General features: G+C 34.4%; 23 protein-coding genes, 1 tRNA gene and 1 pseudogene. 10 read left to right on the forward strand and 15 right to left on the reverse strand.

Annotation, left to right across the window (positions count from 1 at the left end; genetic code table 11):
* Nucleotides 1-2: 2 nt before the first annotated feature.
* Both MTP09_RS05565 and MTP09_RS05570 read left to right on the forward strand, forming a co-directional pair.
* Nucleotides 3-188 carry an Arc family DNA binding domain-containing protein gene (locus MTP09_RS05565; protein WP_243551600.1) on the forward strand — a complete coding sequence of 62 codons (186 nt, stop codon included), beginning with the start codon at nucleotides 3-5 and terminating at the stop codon, nucleotides 186-188.
* Nucleotides 189-231: 43 nt separating this feature from the next.
* Nucleotides 232-597, forward strand: coding sequence for a cupin domain-containing protein (locus MTP09_RS05570; protein ID WP_243551050.1), 366 nt, complete (start codon nucleotides 232-234; stop codon nucleotides 595-597).
* On the opposite strand, the gene MTP09_RS05575 is transcribed toward MTP09_RS05570, so the two are convergent.
* The 3 genes from MTP09_RS05575 to MTP09_RS05585 all read right to left on the reverse strand — a co-directional run bounded on the left by MTP09_RS05575 (nucleotide 594) and on the right by MTP09_RS05585 (nucleotide 2,065).
* Nucleotides 594-806, reverse strand: coding sequence for a hypervirulence associated TUDOR domain-containing protein (locus MTP09_RS05575; RefSeq protein ID WP_243551051.1), 213 nt, complete (start codon nucleotides 804-806; stop codon nucleotides 594-596). The genes MTP09_RS05570 and MTP09_RS05575 overlap by 4 nt on opposite strands.
* 203 nt (nucleotides 807-1,009) lie before the next feature.
* On the reverse strand, nucleotides 1,010-1,618 hold the full coding sequence (locus tag MTP09_RS05580; protein ID WP_243551052.1) for an HAD family hydrolase: 609 nt from the start codon (nucleotides 1,616-1,618) through the stop codon (nucleotides 1,010-1,012).
* A 12-nt stretch (nucleotides 1,619-1,630) separates the two neighbouring features.
* Nucleotides 1,631-2,065: a type I restriction enzyme HsdR N-terminal domain-containing protein gene (locus tag MTP09_RS05585; protein ID WP_243551053.1), complete on the reverse strand. Its 435-nt coding sequence runs from the start codon at nucleotides 2,063-2,065 to the stop codon at nucleotides 1,631-1,633.
* Nucleotides 2,066-2,067: 2 nt separating this feature from the next.
* Between MTP09_RS05585 and holA the strand changes: the two genes are divergently transcribed.
* From holA to MTP09_RS05605, 4 genes are all read left to right on the forward strand, one after another.
* The gene (holA, locus tag MTP09_RS05590) at nucleotides 2,068-3,105 is read left to right on the forward strand and encodes a DNA polymerase III subunit delta (RefSeq protein ID WP_243551054.1); all 1,038 of its coding nucleotides are present in this window, start codon (nucleotides 2,068-2,070) and stop codon (nucleotides 3,103-3,105) included.
* 208 nt (nucleotides 3,106-3,313) lie between these two features.
* Nucleotides 3,314-4,255 (forward strand): thioredoxin-disulfide reductase, encoded by a 942-nt coding sequence (trxB, locus tag MTP09_RS05595; protein ID WP_243551055.1) that lies wholly within the window; start codon nucleotides 3,314-3,316, stop codon nucleotides 4,253-4,255.
* A gap of 153 nt (nucleotides 4,256-4,408) precedes the next feature.
* Complete coding sequence (crcB, locus tag MTP09_RS05600; RefSeq protein ID WP_243551056.1) at nucleotides 4,409-4,774, forward strand: fluoride efflux transporter CrcB; 366 nt, start codon at nucleotides 4,409-4,411, stop codon at nucleotides 4,772-4,774.
* Nucleotides 4,775-4,882: 108 nt separating this feature from the next.
* Nucleotides 4,883-4,967 (forward strand) — tRNA-Ser (locus MTP09_RS05605).
* Between the two features lie 519 nt (nucleotides 4,968-5,486).
* On the opposite strand, the gene MTP09_RS05610 is transcribed toward MTP09_RS05605, so the two are convergent.
* The 10 genes and pseudogenes from MTP09_RS05610 to MTP09_RS05655 form a co-directional block, all read right to left on the reverse strand.
* Nucleotides 5,487-5,813 carry a HEPN domain-containing protein gene (locus tag MTP09_RS05610; RefSeq protein WP_243551057.1) on the reverse strand — a complete coding sequence of 109 codons (327 nt, stop codon included), beginning with the start codon at nucleotides 5,811-5,813 and terminating at the stop codon, nucleotides 5,487-5,489.
* A gap of 23 nt (nucleotides 5,814-5,836) precedes the next feature.
* Nucleotides 5,837-6,169 carry a hypothetical protein gene (locus MTP09_RS05615; protein WP_243551058.1) on the reverse strand — a complete coding sequence of 111 codons (333 nt, stop codon included), beginning with the start codon at nucleotides 6,167-6,169 and terminating at the stop codon, nucleotides 5,837-5,839.
* Nucleotides 6,166-6,507 carry a hypothetical protein gene (locus tag MTP09_RS05620; RefSeq protein ID WP_243551059.1) on the reverse strand — a complete coding sequence of 114 codons (342 nt, stop codon included), beginning with the start codon at nucleotides 6,505-6,507 and terminating at the stop codon, nucleotides 6,166-6,168. Before MTP09_RS05620 ends, MTP09_RS05615 begins: the two co-directional genes overlap by 4 nt.
* A 167-nt stretch (nucleotides 6,508-6,674) precedes the next feature.
* On the reverse strand, nucleotides 6,675-7,472 hold the full coding sequence (locus tag MTP09_RS05625; protein WP_243551060.1) for a T9SS type A sorting domain-containing protein: 798 nt from the start codon (nucleotides 7,470-7,472) through the stop codon (nucleotides 6,675-6,677).
* Between the two features lie 362 nt (nucleotides 7,473-7,834).
* Nucleotides 7,835-8,128, reverse strand: coding sequence for a putative quinol monooxygenase (locus tag MTP09_RS05630; protein WP_243551061.1), 294 nt, complete (start codon nucleotides 8,126-8,128; stop codon nucleotides 7,835-7,837).
* A 100-nt stretch (nucleotides 8,129-8,228) separates the two neighbouring features.
* Nucleotides 8,229-9,089 (reverse strand): helix-turn-helix domain-containing protein, encoded by an 861-nt coding sequence (locus MTP09_RS05635; protein ID WP_243551062.1) that lies wholly within the window; start codon nucleotides 9,087-9,089, stop codon nucleotides 8,229-8,231.
* A 245-nt stretch (nucleotides 9,090-9,334) separates the two neighbouring features.
* Nucleotides 9,335-9,858: pseudogene (locus MTP09_RS05640) on the reverse strand (GNAT family N-acetyltransferase).
* Between the two features lie 3 nt (nucleotides 9,859-9,861).
* Nucleotides 9,862-10,317 (reverse strand): GNAT family N-acetyltransferase, encoded by a 456-nt coding sequence (locus MTP09_RS05645; RefSeq protein ID WP_243551063.1) that lies wholly within the window; start codon nucleotides 10,315-10,317, stop codon nucleotides 9,862-9,864.
* Nucleotides 10,318-10,479: 162 nt separating this feature from the next.
* Nucleotides 10,480-11,853 (reverse strand): McrC family protein, encoded by a 1,374-nt coding sequence (locus tag MTP09_RS05650; protein WP_243551064.1) that lies wholly within the window; start codon nucleotides 11,851-11,853, stop codon nucleotides 10,480-10,482.
* The gene (locus MTP09_RS05655) at nucleotides 11,850-13,295 is read right to left on the reverse strand and encodes an AAA family ATPase (protein WP_243551065.1); all 1,446 of its coding nucleotides are present in this window, start codon (nucleotides 13,293-13,295) and stop codon (nucleotides 11,850-11,852) included. Before MTP09_RS05655 ends, MTP09_RS05650 begins: the two co-directional genes overlap by 4 nt.
* Before the next feature lie 315 nt (nucleotides 13,296-13,610).
* On the opposite strand from MTP09_RS05655, the gene MTP09_RS05660 reads away from it, so the two are divergent.
* Both MTP09_RS05660 and MTP09_RS05665 read left to right on the forward strand, forming a co-directional pair.
* A complete protein-coding gene (locus MTP09_RS05660) occupies nucleotides 13,611-14,921 on the forward strand; it encodes an AAA family ATPase (protein ID WP_243551066.1) in 1,311 nt (436 codons plus the stop codon).
* Nucleotides 14,921-15,520, forward strand: coding sequence for a toprim domain-containing protein (locus tag MTP09_RS05665; protein WP_243551067.1), 600 nt, complete (start codon nucleotides 14,921-14,923; stop codon nucleotides 15,518-15,520). The genes MTP09_RS05660 and MTP09_RS05665 overlap by 1 nt, the downstream gene beginning before the upstream one ends.
* Before the next feature lie 196 nt (nucleotides 15,521-15,716).
* Here MTP09_RS05665 and MTP09_RS05670 read toward each other — a convergent pair whose 3' ends face one another.
* Both MTP09_RS05670 and MTP09_RS05675 read right to left on the reverse strand, forming a co-directional pair.
* A complete protein-coding gene (locus MTP09_RS05670) occupies nucleotides 15,717-16,799 on the reverse strand; it encodes a HEPN domain-containing protein (RefSeq protein ID WP_243551068.1) in 1,083 nt (360 codons plus the stop codon).
* 117 nt (nucleotides 16,800-16,916) lie between these two features.
* Nucleotides 16,917-17,303: a hypothetical protein gene (locus tag MTP09_RS05675; protein WP_243551069.1), complete on the reverse strand. Its 387-nt coding sequence runs from the start codon at nucleotides 17,301-17,303 to the stop codon at nucleotides 16,917-16,919.
* A 1,087-nt stretch (nucleotides 17,304-18,390) separates the two neighbouring features.
* Between MTP09_RS05675 and MTP09_RS05680 the strand changes: the two genes are divergently transcribed.
* Together MTP09_RS05680 and MTP09_RS05685 are read left to right on the forward strand one after the other, a co-directional pair.
* Nucleotides 18,391-19,608, forward strand: coding sequence for a site-specific integrase (locus MTP09_RS05680; RefSeq protein WP_243551070.1), 1,218 nt, complete (start codon nucleotides 18,391-18,393; stop codon nucleotides 19,606-19,608).
* 1,125 nt (nucleotides 19,609-20,733) lie between these two features.
* Complete coding sequence (locus MTP09_RS05685) at nucleotides 20,734-21,744, forward strand: PDDEXK nuclease domain-containing protein (protein ID WP_243551071.1); 1,011 nt, start codon at nucleotides 20,734-20,736, stop codon at nucleotides 21,742-21,744.
* Nucleotides 21,745-21,917 lie beyond the last annotated feature (173 nt).

Genomic DNA, 21,917 nt, shown 5'->3' on the forward strand with positions numbered 1-21,917 from the left:
AAATCTTGGCAAAGAAAAGTTTTGTTTTACGAATTGACGAATCGACCTACAAACTCCTTGAGAAGTGGGCAAGTGATGAGTTCCGCTCAGTGAATGGACAGATCGAATTTCTACTTCACGAAAACCTCATTAATACAGGCAGGAAAAAGAAAGAAGTTCCGAAAGAGGAACCCAAAAAAGAAAAATAACGACGGCGGGAATTTTCCTGCCGTTTTTCTTTAATTTTGAGTCATGAAAAAATACAGAATCCAAAAGTCGCCGTTCGTCGTTCCCACTACCGATGGGAAACTTATCGAAGAAATCTGGGGCAACTCTACTGGAAACTCCAACATTTCCATTGCACACATGGTTGCACCGCCGAATTGGAGCGAGCCACACCAAACTCCGGAATTTGACGAATTCACCTACATCATCCGCGGAAAAAAGCAGTTCGAAATCGATGGTGAAACAATTATTCTGGAAAAAGGTCAAAGCATCCTGATAGAAAAGGGATCGAGAATCCGCTACAGCAATCCGTTTTCGGAAGAATGTGAATATATCGCGATTTGTCTTCCGGCATTTTCGATAGAGCTGGTGAATCGGGAGGAAGGAAGCTAACTGATTTTCGTCAACGCTTTTCCTTTGTGTGACGCGATGTGGTCGGTTTTGTCGCTTTTGATTTCGTATTGCGGATCATCTGCACTCGCGTGATGGGTGTAACCTTTGTAATCGAAATCCTTGGTATGAACTTTAATGATTTTCCCGGAAACGATGCCGGCTTCAGAATTCCACTTTACTTGGTCGCCGACTTTAAACTTTTTGTCCATAATGATGAAATTTTAGGTGATTGCTACAATAATCACGAAAAAATCATTAGGAAATGAGAGCTTATCTAGGTTTATTTTGCAGGAAATTTTCCTCCCTTTAGGGTTGGGGTAAAGAAAATTTCCAAGATCAAATTAATTTGAAGTCCAGTTCTCAGATGCCTTAACTTCATCAATTATTCACATCAAAAATTACACCCCGGTTTTCAAAATAGAATGCCGAGCTCATGAAGCTGCTTTTCTAAATCAGCGTTTTCGGTTATGTGAACCGTGATGAATCCCAACTTTTTGGCAACCTCGATGTTCTTTGCATTGTCGTCGATAAAGACTGTTTCCTCAGGTTTGATTTGGTATCTTTCGGTCAGAATTTTCCAAATTTCAGGATCGGGTTTGATGAGTTTCTCGGTTCCTGATACGACAATTTTTCCCTCAAAAATCTGGAAGAAATCATAGTTTGCCAGAGCGTACGGAAAAGTTTCAGCCGACCAGTTCGTCAAACCAAAAAGTCGATAATCGGTATGTTCCAGTTTTCTTAGAACCGCCACATTTTCAGGGATGTCGGAACGCAGCATCGTGGTCCAATTGTCATAATAAGCCCTGATTTCTTTTTCCCATTCAGGATGTTTTTCAACAAGGATTTCTGTACCTTCCCGCAAAGTTCTTCCTCGGTCCTGCTCGGCGTTCCATTCGTCGGTCGCGATATTTTTCAGGAAATACTCCATCTTTTCGTCGTCATTAAAATAGCTTCTAAAAAAATAGCGCGGGTTCCAATCCATCACCACGCCGCCAAAATCGAAAACGATATTCTTAATCATTACAAAAAAATTCTAAAACTCAAATCTACGGAATTCATAACCGTTTTCTGTGAACACTGCGTTAATATGCTGCATTCCGTTGCTCAAAATAATTTCTTTGGCACCGACAATCGAGTTGTAGCGAGCGGTTTGCTCAAAAGTCTTTTCCGTGAGTTTGATGTGCGGAGCTTTGCATTCCACCAAAATTTTCGGCAGCGTTTTTTCGGTCACGAGCAGGTCGATTCTCTTCGTGGTTCCGCTCAACTCGATTTTTTTTTCAAGAATTAATGACGACAGATTTCTCTCCTTTTTATAGTGATAATAGTGGATCCAATGCTGTCTCACCCATTCTTCGGGAGTCAGGAGCAGCCACGTTTTGCGCACCAAATCATAAATAAAAAACTTATCTTTGTCTGTCCTGATTTTAAAGTCAAAACCATCCTCAAAGTTAAGTTTCGGCAGCTGCATTTATGAAAGAATTAGATTTAATCCTCAAAAATATTAAAAATAAAGAGTTATTGCCGATTTATTTTTTCCATGGCGAAGAACCGTACTTTATGGATGTGGCGGTAAAGTCCTTTGAAAACGACGTTTTGGAGGAAGACGAGAAAGCGTTCAACCAAACCGTGGTTTACGGGAAAGACACCACTTATGCGGAAGTGCTCGCTTTGGCACGCCAATTCCCGATGATGGGCGACAAACAGGTCATTATCCTAAAAGAAGCGCAGGAAATAAAAATGACCGAAAAAGAAGCAGAAGCACTGAAAGTGTACGCGGAAAATCCTGTGGAATCCACATTGCTCGTCATCGCCCACAAATACAAAAAAGTCGATGCAAGGAAAGCATTCGCCAAAACATTGACCAAAAATAAGATGCTGTTTCTGAGCGACAAAATGAAGGATTACGAAGTCCCGACATGGATCGATTCCGAAATTAAAAATCTGGGATTAAGCGCGAAACCCTACATTCCAGCGCTGCTTTCAGAATATTTGGGAACGGATCTTTCGAGAATTTCCAACGAGTTGGGCAAGCTAAAGATGATCCTCAAAGACAGCGATATTCTCGACGAGAAAGTGATAGAAGCCAATATCGGGATCAGCAAGGATTTCAATGTCTTCGAACTTATTAAAGCTTTAGGGAAAAAAGACGAAGCCGCGGCGTTTAGGATTGCTTACTACATTGGCAAAACCCCGAAACAGAACCCGTTTGTGCTGATCGTGGGCAACTTGTACAACTTTTTTTCGAACCTCGTAGTTTACCACACGATGATCGGTCAGAATCCGCAGACAGTAGCTTCAGCAATGGGCATCAATCCGTACTTTGTAAAAGATTTTGCCGAGGCGTCGAGAAATTACAACCTGAAAAGCACCACCCGAATCATCTCCATCCTTCGCGAAATCGATTTGAAAAACAAAGGTTTGGGCGCGGTAAACATGGACGAAAGCGAGCTCCTGAAAGAAATGGTGTACAAAATCCTGAATGTGGACAAAATAAAGGTGAAGCTATGATTTTTTTGGGCGGCTTTTTCCGTCTTCCGTTCCCGCTTTTTTCTAGCCAAAGCATTTCCCTTGCTGAAGAAAAAGAGCTCCACTCAAGCCGGGCCGTAATGATCGTCACCAAACCACAAAAGGGAATCATTGACAAAATTCATCACAAATAAATTCCAAACCCCGATAAAATTCCCGATTTTTGAAACTTTAACCTCAACCTATTTAAATGGAACAAAATATTTTAGATTGCGTCATCATCGGTTCCGGACCTTCCGGATTCACTGCGGCGATTTATGCGGCAAGAGCCGACCTGAAACCCGAACTCTACACCGGACTTGAACCCGGCGGACAATTGACCACCACCACAGAAGTGGATAATTTCCCGGGATATCCCGATGGAATTACAGGTCCGCAAATGATGATGGATCTGCAGAAGCAGGCAGAAAGATTCGATACCAAAGTTCATTACGAGATGATTACGAAAGCAGAATTTTCCACTGAAGTAGGTGGGATCCATAAACTTTGGGCAGGAAACAAAGAGATTCTTGCAAAGTCGGTGATCATTTCAACCGGTGCCACTGCAAAATACCTCGGTTTGGATGACGAGAAAAAATACAGCGGTGGAGGAGTTTCCGCGTGTGCAACGTGTGACGGATTTTTCTACAAAGGAAAAGACGTAATCGTGGTCGGAGCAGGAGATACGGCAGCAGAAGAAGCAACTTATCTCGCAAAACTCTGCCGAAAAGTAACGATGCTCGTTAGAAAAGACCACTTCCGCGCGTCGAAGGCAATGATTCACCGAGTAAACAATACATCGAATATCGAGGTGAAGTTCAACCACGAGCTGATCGGCATCGAGGGCGAAAACGCTTTGGTAGAAAGAGCGAGAGTCATCAACAATCTTACTCAGGAAGTTTCGACCATCGATGTTCACGGAATCTTTATCGCCATCGGACACAAACCGAATACCGATATTTTCCAGGGACAGATCGACCTTGACGAAAATGGCTACATCAAAACAGTTCCAGGTTCTACGAGAACGAATTTGCCGGGCGTTTTTGCTGCGGGTGATGTTCAGGACCATATCTACAGACAGGCGATCACTGCTGCAGGAAGCGGCTGTATGTCGGCAATGGATGCGGAAAAGTATTTGGCGGAACTTGGGTAATGTGAATGGTGAATTTCTTTCAGAGTGAATTTTCTTCGATTGAATTTTTTCCTGGAACTTGAAATGCGAAGCATTCACGAACTCAAATAAAAATAATAAATAAGATGGTGAGTAAACCTGAAACCTGAAACCTGAAACTTGAAACCTCAAACCTTGAAACACCTTCTGTACATATTCATCGGCGGTGGTTTGGGAAGCGTTTTGCGTTTCCTGATCTCGAACCATACACAGAAGTTGTGGAACATCAGTTCGTTTCCGATGGCGACTTTTTTGGTTAATATGGTTGGATGTTTGTTGATCGGAATATTCAGCGGTTACTTTCTGAAATATGATTCGGAACTCAAATTTCTTTTGATTGCAGGTTTCTGCGGAGGGTTTACCACGTTTTCTACATTTTCGGCGGAAAATATTTCCCTATGGCAAAGTGGGAGTTACGGAATACTGTTAGTATATGTTTTGTTGAGCGTTTTCGTAGGTTTACTGGCGGTTTATGTGGGTTTAAATATGGTTAAAAACTAAAATATTCCTTTGAGCATTAATGTTTTAATGGTTTTTTGGAAAAATAATTTGGTCAGAATATAAAAGGGTTTTATATTTGCACCACTGAAAATGAGAAATCATTTTTCTGGAGGAATGGCAGAGTGGTCGATTGCGGCAGTCTTGAAAACTGTTGACTGTAACAGGTCCCGGGGTTCGAATCCCTGTTCCTCCGCTAAAAACCTGGACAAAAAGTTCAGGTTTTTTTGTTTTTTGTGGGTTCCCGGTTGGTCTCATGTAGATAACGTTTTTTGTGACCGGATGAATAGTTTTACAGCGTAAATTGTCTTGACAAAATCTATCGCAATCTCTGGACTGAGGTTTGATTTTCTTGATTTTAGCTGGCGTTCAAGCTCTGGCGGATTTTCAAGTCGGTCTTGGCAATTCAAATACTTTTTCGATCCGCCATACACTTTGTAATTGTCCAAAAATTTCTCTTTGGTGATGTTGTATTGTTGATATGTCCTTTCAGTTCATCCATTTCTAATCATTCTTTATTTTTTTTTCGTTTATGGAGGGATGAAAGTGAGGTATGCTTTTTCCACGAAACTAAATTACAAAAAAAATGTGGAGTGGAAAAGCAGGCGCGGCTAAAGGATTCGGGTAGTTCTATTAAATATTCAACCCCGCCTTTTGCAAATATTATGTTGGCTGCAGTTTTTTCATTTATTCATTAAGACATAATTCACTAAACTCATTTACTATATTGCAGAGCCGCAATGAGAACTTCATAATGTTCTTCTCTTGTTTTTTTGTCATCCCATTCAAAATTTATATCACCAGTTAATAAACTTCCTGCATGTGCAATCTTTGATCTAAAATTGTAAAGCTTATTTATTGCGGTTTTTAGTTTTTCACTATCTGACAAATATTTTTCCAGATATAACTTTATTTGTTGACTAATTCCCCAAATTGGTATTCCACATTTACTACAAGAATAATTTGATTTTTTAATAGATTTACAAGAATTACATTCAAATTCGATTTCTTCTTTATTAATCTTAGCTTCTAAAGTCGTCATAGTTTCAATGCTAGACATAAAAGCTAAAATGCTAAACTTTTCATTTCATTGCGTATTTTCATTCCATTGTTAATTAGAACAACAGCTGAATCAAAATATTTCTTTTGTAAACTAGATAAGGTTTCAAGCTTGTTAAAAAAATCTAGACTAAATTGACTCATTTCTAACTCTCCATTCTCTCCGTTATCAATATCAGGAAATTGATAATAATTAGAATGTTTTATTAGTCTAATATTTTCATAGTCAGTTTTTGTAAATTCCGAAATGAAACCAAAATATTCCAAACGATTATCATAGTATATTTTACTTCCATATTTGCAAGAGAAATCTTCATTTTTTTTACCATCTAAATTCATAAACCATCCTGCTTCTGAAACATTGTATAAAAAAAATGATAATTTGTAACGATACTTAAAAGGCGTAGAATATAAACCATGACATTATATTCATGATTCATTTCTGAAAAGAATTTATTATCTTCTTCGAGTAATTCATCTCCTTCTTCTAATAAATCTTCATAAGAAAGTCTTTTTATATCATCTGTGCTGATTTTATACTCTAAAACAAAAGGGTAATGACTTGTCTTTAATTCATTATTGATATAATCTTCCAGGGGATAAATTTGAAACCAATCACAGATAAATGTTTTTGTGATTTTTTTATCGCAGAAGCAAATGGTTCTTTTAAAACTCAAATTTTGTGGACATAATTTTCTTTAAAATTGCGGCTAACGGTTACATCTATGAAACGTTGGGGATTGCGGGCTTCGTCCCTGTCTGCCGACACAAAAGCCGATGCGGGGCGGAACACATCAAATAACCACTTACCTCCCCAATGGTTAATACATGATGTTAGCAAACGTTAATTTCTTATTAGTCTTATAGTTGCCTTTTTATTTTCCGAATTAATTGTCAAAAAATAAATGCCTGGTTGAACATTTAAATTCAGTTCAAAAGTTTTAGTGTTTTTGTAGGTTGATTGTTGAATTAATTTTCCGTTTAAATCATATAAACTTGCTATAAATTCCGACAACGATTCAGGTAAATTAATTGTAACATTTCCATCAGTTGGGTTCGGGTAAACAGTAATGTGATGGGTAAAAGTACTTTCTAAAATACCTACAGTTGCAGTTCTGTAATTAATTTGCAAATCATCTAAAATGATTTCGCTAGCTGAGGTAATATCATTCACTCGAAGCTTAATTGATGTAACTGTTTGATTTATGGAAAAGGATTTCAGACGAGGCACAACATCAGCAACACCGCTGTTTACAGGTAATGCCCCAAGTGCATCAGATGCATAAAGACCATCATCAAGTAACAGTTGACCTTGCGAACCCCAATTTCCACCAATTTCCATTTCTTTCCAAGAAATATTTTCAACAAGGGTTGGCACTGAAAAATTAATAACAAGGGTAGTCACGTAGCTGTTAAAACAGCTAGCGGCACAAACAGATTTTCCAAAGCTAAAAGCCTTACTACTCCCAAAATTGGTATTAGAAACAATTCCTGGACTTGATGAAAACGAACCAATGGTCTCGAATGAAATTAATGGATTAAAACTGCCTGATTCAAATCCTTCATCTAATAAAGATTGAGCATTAACAGTCATTGTCGTTGCTAATACAGCAATTAAAGTAATTAAAATGTGCTTTTTCATTTGTGTATGTTTTTAAGGTTATGCTATTGCTTTTTTTAATGTTTGCTAGCGGAAAAAGTATTGGCGAAGTGCGGACTAAGAAGTTGAAAATGTTCAACTTAGACTACACTTAGCAAAAAACTTTTTCGTGGAACTAAATTACAGAAAAAATGTGGAACGAAAAGTTTTTTTGCGGATAAAAATTACAAAACTTTCACCGCAAGGGAACTTCAACCCCGCTTTTGCAAAACCCATGTTGTGTGTTGGGCTTCTTCGTCAGTCTAAGCTTAATTTATTTCCACGCTGTTTTAAACATAGGAAGCCTGTACAAATTCATATAAAGAACTTTGACAGGCTGCCATTTTAGAATAATTGTGGTATGTTTATTTAGCCGCTAAAACGTCTATTTTCTCAATAGATGGTGCAGTAGCCAACAATTCAGGTGCATTTTCCATTAATGCCTTTGCAATCTTACCACCAAGATGTGCTTCTCTGCCTTCTTCATCTGAAAAAGTGTCAAAAATGCCAAATGTAGATGAGTCTATACGGAACGCATACCACGTAATAGTACCCGCTTCTTCATTAGCAAGTGGCAATGCACTTGTAATAAACTCTTCAACATCTTTTTCTTTTCCTGCTTTTGCTTCTAGTCGAACTAATAATCCTAATTTTTTCATGTCTTTTTAATTTTAAATTAAACCAATTTTGTTTTAACAAATGTAGCTCATCTAAGCCTGTGAGGCTTTTTTATTTAGTTCAAATACTTATGAAAAAAGGTCAACTTTTCATAATGTTTTTTGGACTGTAACCAAATTCATTTTTAAAGGCTGTGCTAAAATTTGATAAGCTGTCATAACCAAAGTCCATATAGATTTCTGATGGTGTCGCTTCATTATTAAGCAATATTTTTTTGGCCTTGTTGAGCCGTTTTAGTTGAAACCATTTTCCTGGAGACTCTTGATATAATTGTATAAATTTTCGCTTAAAGGTAGACAGGCTCATATTGCATAGAAAAGCGACCTCATCAATATTCAAACTCGTGTACAGATTTTTTTCAATGACCATTTTAAAAGATAATTCTCTTTCATTGATTAACAATGAATGTAGATAAACAAAAAAAATTGGCCCATACTTATCAGCCAGATAAAGCATAATTTCTTCAAATTTCAATTCCAGAATCTTTTGAGAGATTGTTTGATTCAAGCCATAAATTTGTTGAAGAGAATTAATAAAATGGATAATGAAATTGTCTTTTTCAATAAGGAAATAAGGACTACTAGTAGCTGCTTTATTAAAGTCATTTGGGTTAAAAAAATGCCCATATTTCAATAAAAAATCATTAATGTTTTTTTGAGAAAAGAAAAAGAGTAGGCAACTATAACTATTTGCTCCAACAATTTCTGTTGTTAAAAAATTTCCCGATGCAAGGAGTAAGGATTGTGTATCATCTATCGAAACGATGTCATTTGAAAAGTGAATGTTCTTTTGTCCGTCCAACAAAAAACTGAATACATTTTTGTTTAGGTTAATCTTATTTTTGGAAACATGTTTATACACTTCGTAGTTAGCAATTTGTAGGTCTAATGTCTCCGTGTAGCTATTTTCAAATAAATGTTCTGGCAAATTTGTAATGTCCATAATATTGTTGTATTAAAAAACATTTTGGTATGGCAAACATATTAATTTTTATTTCAAAAATTGTTTGCTAAAGTTTGGATGAATAGGTCTTTAGCCTTGCACACAACGTTTTGGGTATTGCCGAAGGCGGGAATTTCTAGCACAAAAGTTCAATAGAATTACTACTGTTGAACCTTGCAAAAATGCTCAATCGAAGAACTTCGGCCCCGCTTTTGGCAAACCCTTGTTAGAGGCTGCCTTTTTTTTCAGTTTGTTAGTTTTAGTTTCATCATAATGTCCGTTTGTTCGTCATCGCCAAGTTTGAAAATATGCTTGTCAAACTCTACAAATCCGTTTTTCTTATAAAAACTTATCGCTCTCGGATTTTCTTCCCAAACTCCTAACCAAACGTAGTCCGCATTTTTTTGTTTCGCAATTTCAATTGCTTTATCATACAGAATTTTTCCTACCTTTTTCCCGTGAAATTCTTTAAGCACATAAATTCTCTCAATTTCAATAGCTTTGTCGTCTTTTAATTCTGTTTGTGATTGTCCAAAGTTGAGCTTTAAATATCCAATAATTTTTTCTCAATTTTAGCGAAGTAAAATTCGGCATTTTCGTCATTTAATTCGGCGGTTATTTTGTCAATTGAAAAACCATTTTCTAAATAGTTTTTCATATTTTCTTCGGTGTTACTTTCAGAAAATGTTTCATAAAAAGTCTGCCTGCCAATTTCTTGCAATTGCAGAACTTCGCTTATCGTAATTTGTGATATTTCTACGTTTTCCATTTTCTAAATTTTCCATTCATAGTTAAGCCACTCATTATTTTCTGTTGCTCCCAAACGCTCATAGAATTTCTGTCCTGCTTTGTTCCAAGGTGCATCTGTCCATTTTATTTGATTGCAATTGTTTTGTTCTGCCTCAATTTTTAAAGCATTCATAAGTTGTTCGCCAATTTTCTGTCCACGATAATTTTCGTCCACATAAAGCTCTTTCATATAAATCGCTGGTCGGTTTTGAGCCGTGTAAGGCAAGAAATAATAAAGCAACATTCCCGCAATTTTGTCGTTGTCGTCCGCTACTATACAATAAAAGTCTGGCGGAATTTTGCGAAATCCACTTTCTTTTACAATTTCTGGCGTAATGGCAAAACTGTCAATATATTTTTCAAAAACAGCAAGTTGTTCCATTAAAGTCCAAATTTTTTCGCTGTCTTTTTCTTCTGCTTTTCTGATAATTATTTCCATAGTTTCTAATTGATACGGTCGCTCTGTCAAGGTTGCCGCTAATGGTTTTGGGCTTTGCGTTCGGGCGGGTTTCGGAGCACAAAATTTCAACTTATTACTAAAATTTATTAGAAGCGCAAAGCTTCAAGTTTGCACGCCTGCCCGCCTGACGCAAAGCTCATGTTACCGGGTCGTTGTTATTTTTTCAATTTCATTAAGCTCTTTTGTCAATAGTCTTTTTGTCTCGTTAATGCTCTCTTTCTTTAATGGAACCCCTAGGATAAATATTGTATTTGTTGCTTCATTAATACCGTTTTTATACTGAATGCTTTTTATTTCAATTTGGTCAGATGGATAGCACAGGAAGCCAAATTTAAAATCTGACTTACTGAATGATGAGTAAGCCATTATTTGATGTAAGTCGTGCCTGTGGTCTTCTTTCAGTACTTCACTTTGGTCAAACTTGTTGTATAAATTCGATTTGTATTTTGCGTCTAAAAAAACCAAAACATTTTCTTTTTGAAAAATTGCGTCCGGCTCGATATGTTTTAGTTCCCAAGAGTAATGTTTTGAAGTCCTGGAATGAAACTTAAAATTTGAGTAAAGTTTTCCGCCAGTTTCTTTTGTAGCTTCTTTAAAAATATGTTGAATAAATTTTTCAAACACATCTGAAAAGTCAACACGCCAAGCAGTACTGGCTACAAGGTTGAAGTTTAAAATTCTATTAGCTTGTTCCTTGCAGTTTTTCACAGTGGGACTGTCGGAAAATCCAATTGTGATATAGTTTGTTGCTTTTGGCTTGTGATGATACAAACACTCTTCAAGGAAACTTAATTTGTTTCGTAAAGTATTCTTAATTCTTTGCGGTGTATTGGCTGAAAGTAGTTCACTTTTACAAATGTCAAAGACATATCTAATTTCAGAATATTCGGTATGGAATTCACTTAAAACATTCGTTCTTGCCGGAAATTTCAACCTGTTTTCTACCTTATATTCGTTGTTGATATATTTTGTCCAATTGATTTGACCAGTAGGCTGATTTGAAACCTTTTCAATATTGTCAAACTTTCTCCACGGCCTCATTGTTAGTTTTTCAAGAGCTGCTATGAATTTTACAGCCTCCAAATACAATGGTGGTCTAAAATTCTTACCTGATGCTAATGGTAAACTATCAATTACCTCTGGGTTAATTTCAGTTCCAAGTAGGTCTAGAATTTCGATGTAGTCCTCAAATCTGTCACGTCCGGTAAACCTTGGCATAACCACAAAATCTCCGATTTGCTTTCCAGTGTCAGAAGCTCTTAAAGGAATAGAGCCAATGAAACCAGATGAACGGAATGTTAGTGCAGTGCTTTGGTCAGAGCCAATTATATAAGGTTGAATACCAAGGAATTTAAATTGTTCGGTGTTGTAATCTATAAATTTTTGAAGATACTGACCAATTATTCTTTTATCTGCTGATTTGAACCACTTTTTTTGCAAAGCAACTCCACCCAACTGTTTTGATTGTTCAGTTAGGCAAGGGATTTCACAAAAAACGTCTAATGGCTTTGTCATTCGAAAAGAGATAGATTTATTCTTGTCGAGAAATAGTTGTTGAACTCTTCTTTAGCATTTCGCAATAGTCCTTCTTGAAGATATTCTTTAATCAAAGGGAATATTTCATAACGAATACGATTTTTCATTTCGTCTTCGGTTTCAGCAATGAAGTAGCCTTGTCCTGGTTGTAAGTTTAATTCAGTGCTTGAAGCATACCAGTCAAATATATTGCTGATTTTAGTAAAGTCTTCTGTGAAAAAGAAACTGTTTGAATTTTCGATTTGAACAACTTTTTTGTTATCTATTTTCTTTGTCTTTCCTAATATTGAAGTAGGTTTTAGTGAATACCAGGCAAATCTTCTTCGTAATGCAAAATCAACTACAGCTAAACTTCTGTCTGCGGTATTCATAGTTGTTAAAACAAAAAACTTAGTTGGCAACTCTTTAATCTTTGTGTTAGGAGAGATTTCAATTTCAGAATTAGTAATATCCATTTTGTGTTCAAACAAATAGAATATTGGACCTAATACATTTGCAAGGTTAGCTCGGTTAATTTCATCAATGATTAGTATGGTGTTTTTTTGAGCATTTTCTGGTTTTGACGCAAACTCAATCGCTTTTACAAGCTCTCCTTTTATGAGTTCATATGATAATTGGTCAGAAGTTAATTTAGGTCTAACGCCGTAAATGAAATCAGAGTATGATGTTTCTGCGTGAAATTGAGTGAAGAAAATCTCAGCCTCCATCAATTCAGCTACTTGTTTTGCAATTCTGGTTTTGCCTGTGCCAGGAGGACCCTGAAGAACCAAATATTTTCTTTCTAATAACAGATTACGTACTTCATTTTTGCAATCTATAGCAGTATCTGTAATGAAAGGTTCTAAAGCCTCGTCTATTGCCTTTGTATATTCTGCTTTCCAATTCCACCCTCTAATTTTAGCATAAAGTGCTACGAAAGCTGTTATCAAAGCCTTTGAATCATCAGATTCTGGGTCTTTCAGTATTTGAATAGCCGGTAATACCTTTCCATATCCTTTACTATTGTCAATTGACTTTCTCAGATGGACAATATCTTCACGATTGAAAAATTCTTTTGGCAAACCATTCTCAATGTCAGAAAAATCAGACTTAATGAAACTATGTGAATCGACAATTTTTGAAAATAACCTTCTTAGTCCAGGATATGAGGCTAGGTCGTAATCATTTTTAAAACCAAGTGAACCTATTCCTAAAGCTATAAGCCAAGATTTCCCTTCCTCTTTAGATGGGAATACAACAATTGAGAAGTCGTGATAAGGTCCTTGATTTTCTTCTTCCGGTGAAATCAACCCAAAATAAGCACCACCTTTTTCAAATGCGTCTTCTTTAGTATTATTACGTTCAATAAAATCAGAGCTTTGTTGTCCTCCGAATTGTTCTGCTTTTTCTTTTATGAATTGTCTAATGTTTTCTATACTCATTTTCTTTATTTGAATGTCGTTTTACAATGCCCGCTAACGGAAAAAGTATTGGCGATAGTGGCGGATTAGAAAGCCAAAACTTTCAATCTTGCACTAAACTAAGCAACAGCCTTTTATTATTTTCATAATTTATGAAAAAAGAAAATATAAAAAGCTGTTGCGACTAAAAAAGGAGAAGGTTTCGATTTCTCCCTTATCCCGCCATTTCGCCAATACGATGTTAGCGGTAGTTGTTGTTTTTTATTGCGTATTTTGATGAAAGTTTAATAAAAGTTGGTATATTTGCAATATAAATGAAATAAATCATTTCGTATTATGGAGATAGTTAGAATAAAATTTGGAGGTTTTTCCAATGTAGAAAATGTTGAGTTAGATTTTAACAAAATAAATACTCTTGTTGCTTTAAATAATTACGGTAAATCAAATATTATAAAAGGTATACAGTTTGGAATTGACTTTATTAAAAATCAATCGAAAACAAAAGCTAAAATGATGGCTTTTAAACCTTTTATACCTTATAATAAAAATATTGACGATAAGCCTTTTAAATTCGAAATTGAGATAAATTATTCAGAAAAATTTTCTATTGTTTATTCTTACTCGTTTGACTGGATAAAGAATGATAAAGATAAAGGTAAAAGGATTCTAGAAGAATCATTGAAAGTTAAGAATCTAGAAGAGGATTCTAAATATTCTACCTTTCTTAAGAGGGGATTGAATAAAGCTAATTATTTGCCATCAAAGACTGGTAGATGTGATAGAGAAATAAAAATAGACAAGGATGAATTGGTTATAAATAAATTGGAGAGTTTTGATGATTTATTTTATTATTCAATTATTAAAGTTGTAAATGATTTAAATATAGCATCTGTTGATACTTTACAAAACCCAGATGATTTATTTAAAAAAATTAGAATTCAAAATAATGAAAACTTAATTGTAAAAAATGATTATTCATTATCTATGAATGAAGCTGCAAATTCTGCCTATTTTATTTATAGTTTATCTAAGAAAAAGCCTCAATTTTTTGAACTTTTTAAAGATGCAGTGATGACATTATTACCATCTTTAGAGGATTTTGAGCCAGTTGAAATAGATTTAAAAGAAAAGTTTTCATTCAATAATGATGAGGATAAATTAAAGTTGCCCTTGGATTTTCCTGAAAAAATTTATGATATAAGAGTAAAGGAAAAAAATAATAATCAGCAGACAAGTATTACTAGTTTATCTTCAGGTTCGCAAAAAATCTTTTATGTAGTTTCTATTGCGATAGCTGCAGAGATCAATAGAGTTCCATTGATTACATATGAAGAATTAGAAAATTCAATTCATCCAGGTTTATTACAAAAACTCCTTATAATTTTAGATAACTTATTAGAACATTCAAAAATACTATTAAGTAGCCACTCTCCGTACCTAATTCAGTATTTGGATTTTTCAAATATTAAAATAGGAACTCCAAATGACAAAGGATTGGCCACATTCAAGCAATTGAAAAAGACAAAGTTCAATAAATTACTTTCTTTAGCAGAAGATGAAAATATTTCTGTTGGAGATTTAATCTTTGAAAAAATGATTGAATGTGAATCATACGACAATGAATTCTTTAACGAAATGTGTAGCTAATGAAAAATCAATCTAAACTAGTTGTTTTGTTTGTTGAAGGAGATACTGAAGCGGAGTTCTATAAATTGTTAATTAGTTACTATAGAAGTAAATCCAATAAAAATTTTCCTGAAATAAAAATAATAAATTTAAAAGGTATTGGAAGATTTGAGGCTAAAGTTATTTCAAAATTGAAAAACGATATTCTAAAAGATAAAAAATTTGCCGGGTTTGAAATTAATGTTTTCTGTTGCTATGATACAGATGTATTTGAATTAGCAAAAAAGCCTCCGACTAATTGGGCTAAAGTTCGAAAAGGTATTAAAGAACTAGGAATAAAGTCTTTTTATGAAATAAAATCCGAAAAAATGATTGAAGATTGGTTCATTAAGGATTTAGATGGAATCTGTGATTTTTTGAAACTAAAGAGACCTAAAAAAGTTTCGCAAGAAGGATTGAAAGTGTTGAAGGATTTGTTTAAAGCAAGTAATAAAATTTACCAAAAAGGATCTTACACTCATAAATTTCTTGAAAAATTAGATTTGGCAAAAATTATTGCATCTTTAAAAGGTGTTTTCAATGATTTAGAAAATTGTTTGAATGTCAAAGCTGGCTCTTAGACAATTACCGCTAACGGGAAAAGTATTTGCAAAGGGCGGGCTAAATTGGACGAAAAGTTCAATTTTGACCAACCGTAGCGAATGCTTTTTCCACGAAACTAAATTACAAAAAAAATGTGGAGTGGAAAAGCAGGCGCGGCTAAAGGATTCGGGTAGTTCTATTAAATATTCAACCCCGCCTTTTGCAAATACAATGTTATCTGCAGTTTTTTCTTCTTTTTTCGTTAATGTTTTTCAATACATAATTTACTAAACTCATTTTACTATATTGCATTGCTGCAATTAGTTCAATATTATGTGCTTCACGTGTTTTTGGATTATCCCAGTCAAAGAATTCATCGCTTGTAAATAAACCTCCTGTGTGCGCAATTTGAGACCTTCTACTATATAATTTGTTAATTATTGTTTTGAACTTTTCAGAACTAGACAGGTATTTTTCAAGATACAATTTAATTTGTTGACTAATTCCCCAAATTGGTCTTCCGCATTTTTTACAATTGTACGCTGAAGTTTTTATTGATTGACAAGAATTACATTCAAACTCAATTTCTATCTTATTTATTTTTCCTTCAAGTGTTGTCATTGCTTCGATACTTGAAACAAAAGCTAGAAATGAAATACTTTTCATGTTTTGTCTAATCTTACAGCCATTATTAATTAAAGTAACTGCAGAATCAAAGTATTTTTTTTGTACATCATCTAATTCAGTAATATATTCAAAGAATTTTTTTGTCATTTCGGAAAATGTTATTTCGTTCTTTCTTTCATTATCCAAATCAGGATTTGTGTAATATTCTGAATGTTTTTGTGGTTCGATTTCTTCTTCTTCAATTTTTGTAAATCCATTTATATGCATTTTGTCTTTCATATTTGAGTCGAAATATAATTTCGCACCATACTTACAGGAAATTTCTTCTTCTGTTTTTCCATTTAAATTAATAAACCAAGCTTGATCATTGATATCGTATGTGAAAAAAATAAAATTTGAAACAACAGTTAAAAGTTTCAATATATAATTCATTGTATTGGTTTCGTGCGATATCTCTGAAAGAAAATCTTTTGTTTTGTTATCGAATGTTTCGAAAATGTCTTCATAAGAATAATAAATGACATTGTTTTTATCTACTTTATATTCTAAAATAAAAGGGAAATGATTTGTAGGAATATCTGAGTCTATGTAATCAGTGATTGGTTTTATCTGGAATAAATCACATATGAATGGTTTTTTGATTTTTTTGTTACAAAAACAGATTGCTCTTTTATAATATATTTCAGACATAATATTGGGAAAAAAAATTGCAGATAACGGAAAAAGTATTGGCGAAGTGCGGGCTTAATTTGAACGAATGTTCAAGTTCAGACCAAACGGAGCCGATGCTTTTTCAGATTGTCTAAATTAAGAAAAAAAACAATATGAAAAGCAGCGGCGGGTAAATTTTAGTGTGGAAGTACAATTTGCAGCACCTTCAGCTTGAGCAAAATATAAATTTTCACCTTCAAGTTTATCAAAATTTACTATTCCAGTTGGTTTTATGATTATTGATGTTAAACAAATTATCATAAATCCTAATAAATAATTTCTAGTTTTTTTTGCAAATCCTTCTTTAGTAGAAATGTAAATCTGTCTAATTAGTTCAATAAATAAAATGAAAAAGATAATAAAGAGAATAATAAAAATTGGGAAAGTCAGAATTCCAAATTTGCCTTCCCAAAAATAACTCAAATTCATTAATAAAAATAAAAATAGAGTTGTAGTAAATTGTAACGGATATTGTTTTATCACGGTGTTTGGATAAGATTACAGCTAACGGAAAACGGCTTTGCGAAGGCGGGGATTTTACAACCGAAAAGTTCTATAAAAACTACACCGAGCAAAAACCATTTTCGTTTTTTCAAAATTACAAAAAATAAAAAAACGAAATGGTTTTTTGCGGCGAAAAGTGCTGAAAACTTTCAACGCAAGGTAACTTCGCCCCCGCTTTTGCAAAACCGATGTTATGTGATGTGGCAACTTTTCAGCGTATTTTCAGCAGTCAGATTCAGTTTCATCGCCTTTATTCAGCAAGATTTTAAAAATTCAGCGTGAAATTTGTAAAAATCAGTCAGATGAAATATTCAGAGCGTTAAATTTCAAAAATTTTTTCGGAAAGTTTTTGCGCGCGAGTTTTTTTCAGCGTTTTTATTTTCAGGAAGTTGTTTTTCAGGCAGAATTTTATTCAGCAGCGTGATATTCAAGCGTAAGTTTTTTTTCACGCAGAGTTTCCGTTAGTGATTTGGTGTCAGAAATCAGTTTTTTTAAGTCAAGTCCGCATTTTATTTAGTCAGTCAAGCAGAAAATGAATTCAGACCATATTTTCAAGCACATTTAGGTCTGGATTCAGTTTCTTTTTATTCACTAAAAATCGTGGATTTTATTTCGGAGCGTGATTTTAGGCGCCATATCACATAACGGAAAAAGTATTGGCGAAGTGCGGGCTTAATTTGAACGAATGTTCAAGTTCAGACCAAACGGAGCCAATATTTTTTCAATGGAACTAAATTAAACAAAAATGTGGAATTGAAAAATATTGGCGTCTAAATATTTCAAATTTTTCAATTCACACCTTCATCCCGCCTTTTGCAAATACAATGTTATTACAATATCTTAATTATTTTTCACAAAATGCTGTTAAATGCTTATTAATAGGACAATGTGATTTTTTGTCTGTGCAAACAAATGCTAAAAAAAGTAGGGAAATGTGTTATTTGTTGTACTAAATGTTGTATCTTTGTTTCAGGTTGCATACAGTTACTTTGTAGGAGTTTCGGCAATCTTCATTCGGTTGCTTTCCTTTTCAAAATTAGTATAACATTTTCAAAAACACAATACCATGGCCTCAGTAAAATTAATCCTCAGAACACAGCAGGCAGACAAAAAAGGCGAATGTCCTCTGTATGTCCGCGTCATTAAAGACCGTAAAACAAAATTCATTGCAACGGGATATAAATTCCGGGAAAACCAGTGGGATGCAGAAGAACAGCGGGTAAGAAAAAATTTTCCGAATTCTGCCAGGATGAATGCCATTCTGATCAAGAAGGTTGCGGATGCTGCCGGCGAAGTTGCCGACCTTGAAAGAAAATCCAAAACTGTTTCTGCAAGAAGATTAAAAGAAGCCATCAACGGAAAACGCTCAGAGAATTTCTTTACCTATGCTTTTGCCAGGTTAGAGAAAATCAAACCTTCGCTTTCAATCAAAACGCACAGAACTTACAAATCCCAGTTGGAGAAATTTGAAACTTATATAGGAAGCAGGGATGTGAATTTTGATGATATGACGGTTACTTTCCTGAATGATTATGTAAGTTACTGCCAGAACAAATTGAAAAATACCAATACCACTGCAAAATACTCTCTGCTGATTTTGGCGATATTTTTCAAAGAAGCAATCCGTGAGGATATTGTAGATTCCAACCTTTATCCATTTGACAAAATCAAACTCAAAAAAGAAGCAGGAAAGCGTATGTTTTTATCGAAAACCCAATTGGAAGAATTCAAAAAAATAGAAGTCAATCCCGACAGCAAAGCGCAGGTTTTTAAGGATATGTTTCTGTTCAGCGTTTCCGCGGGCGGACTTCGTTTGAGTGATGTTATCGAAATCAGATGGGAGCATATAGATTTGGAAAACCACCGTCTTTCAAAAAAAATCAGAAAAACCGGCAGAGTACACAGTTTCAAATTCGGACAGTCGGCCATTGATATTCTGAATAAATACAAACCCAAGAAAATCAATCCGGCGCACTTCGTATTTCCTTTGTTGGAAAATGACGGTCTTTATTTGAGCAATGATCTTTTTGCTGACAGCGAATTGGCGCGTTGCAGTTCCCTGTGCAGTCTACATTTGAGGGCAATAGGAAAGAAAATGAAACTGCCTTTCAGTCTGTCATTTCATTTGGCAAGACACACATTTGCAACCAATGCGCTGAACAACGGAATGCGTATCGAACATGTTTCAAAACTCTTAGATCACACCAATATCGGAACGACGCAGATTTATGCCAAAATCGTTTCCCAGGAATTGGATGATGCGGTTGATAAGTATGTTTTCTGATAATTCAAAATCAAAAATCGACAAAAGCAATCTTCGTGCATAGACATTGCCTTACATTTAATTTTAGCAAATCTTCAATCAGGGGTGAAATGAATTTGCCAAATTCGAAACCACAATCAAACGGTTAAATTTCCTCACTTAATTGCACCTGTTTTTACCGAAATGTGGGTGTAAGGGGTGTAACCACTTTTTGGCTTAAAACTTTTTTTATTTTTATTTCAATGAAAAACATATAAATCCAAAATAAAAGCAAGCATTTCAAAACAGCCGCTTCGTTCAGTTGCATAATATTACACACTGTTAATAGGGAAATTTTTACTCAAAAAAAATAAAATTTTCTTTACTGAAAAATTGCTTACACCGCTTACACCCATTGCTTTTTCATTCAAAATTCTTGATTTGCATTTCATACTGAATGGTGTTGATTGCAAATTTCATAAAAATTCAACCGCAAAATAATCAATTTCTAAACTGCGGAAAACCAGGATGTAAAATTTTCCTTCAAATGCATTCAAATTATCGGGTAAGCAGGGTAAGCATTTTTTTACAAAACATTTTTTTTAATTTCTTCACTAAAAATTTTTTACTAAATCAAATGAATTTCAAAGCAAACGAGCAGGAGCGGTTCACTCTTTTTCATTCTAATCATCGTATAAAATAGTTTTTTTAAAAGAGAAAATTTCAAAATTTTCTTTTGATGAAATTTACTTACCCTGCTTACCCTAAAATTATTGCCTTTGTTTTACCAGAATTCCACAATACATGTCGATGAAAAATCGCTTTAAATTTTACTCGCTTTTGGTTCTTCATAATTTTGCCCCCATTTTCTTTCAAAAAGTAAGTAAGTAAAGTAAGTAACTTTCGGCAAAACAAAATTTTATTTTTTACTCTCAAAAATTTTCTACTAAATCGGGAGTAATACAAAGCAAACAAGAATTTTCCCGTTTTAATTTGCCTCTTAATTCATTGTTTTAATTAGTTTTTTTTCATGCTTAATTTCTAAAAAAGTTTTTTCTCAAATCTTACTTACTTTACTTACTTATTTAAGTCATTCATCCTTTTACCTTATTCTGCTTTTTCCTTATATTTACATCTTCACAAAAATTTATTCCCACAAAGAAAACTATGCTCACCAGTCACAACCTTATTGAGGATATTCGTAATATTATTGCCCAATCCCGCGATCGTGCCATTCGTGCCGTCGACCACGAACGCACCCTGATGTATTGGCATATCGGCAAAAGAATCTTTGAAGAAGAGCAAAACGGTGAAGACCGTGCTGAATATGGCACACAGTTGATAAAATCAATATCAAAATCACTGCAATCAGAATATGGCAGTGGATTTTCTTATCGCCAGTTGAATCTTTACCGACAATTTTACCGCACCTTTCCAATTGTGCACGCACTGCATGCACAATTGAGTTGGACACAGTATAAATTTTTGTTGCGTGTTGATACTGAGGAACAAAGGGAATTCTACATCGCAGAAACCATAAAGAATAATTGGACATCAAGACAATTAGAAAGACAGGTGTATTCCAACCTTTATGAACGGCTTTTGATTAGCAATAATAAAGAAGATGTTTTAGCAGTTGCAAGAAATGAAAAACAGCCTTCAGATGCCAAAGAAATCATCAAAGATCCAATGTATTTGGAATTTTTAGGATTGAAACGCGAGGCATCTTACTACGAAAAAGACCTTGAACAGGCAATTATTACCCATTTGCAGGAATTTCTTTTGGAATTGGGAAATGGTTTTTCTTTCGTCGCGAGGCAGAAAAGAATCCATATCGATGGTGATGAATTTTTTATTGATTTGGTTTTCTACAACCGTCTACTTCAATGCTTTGTAATCATCGAAATCAAAACAGATAAACTGACACATCAGGACATCGGACAGTTGCAGATGTATGTCAATTACTACGACCGAATCGAGAAAACGCCAACAGAAAATCCAACAATCGGAATCTTACTTTGCGCCCACAAAAACGATACTGTTGTAAAATTCACCCTTCCCGAAAACCAAAAGCAAATCTTCGCCTCAAAATACGAACTGTATCTGCCTACTGAAAAACAGTTGATGGATGAAGTAAATAAGGAAATTGAAAGTTTTGAGGATGACAAAAAATTATAAATATTTTGATTACTTGTTGGGTTTACATTTGAAAAAAAATCATAACATAGAATGTTAATAGCGAGCAATCAAAAATTTTTTCGTTTTCATTTACCTATTGATTTATTATCTTAAAATGTTTTTTTTTAAAACCTATTTTCGGAAAAAGTTTTTTCACAAATCTTACTTAATTT

Source organism: Chryseobacterium suipulveris (assembly GCF_022811685.1).
Taxonomy (GTDB): Bacteria; Bacteroidota; Bacteroidia; order Flavobacteriales; family Weeksellaceae; genus Kaistella; species Kaistella suipulveris.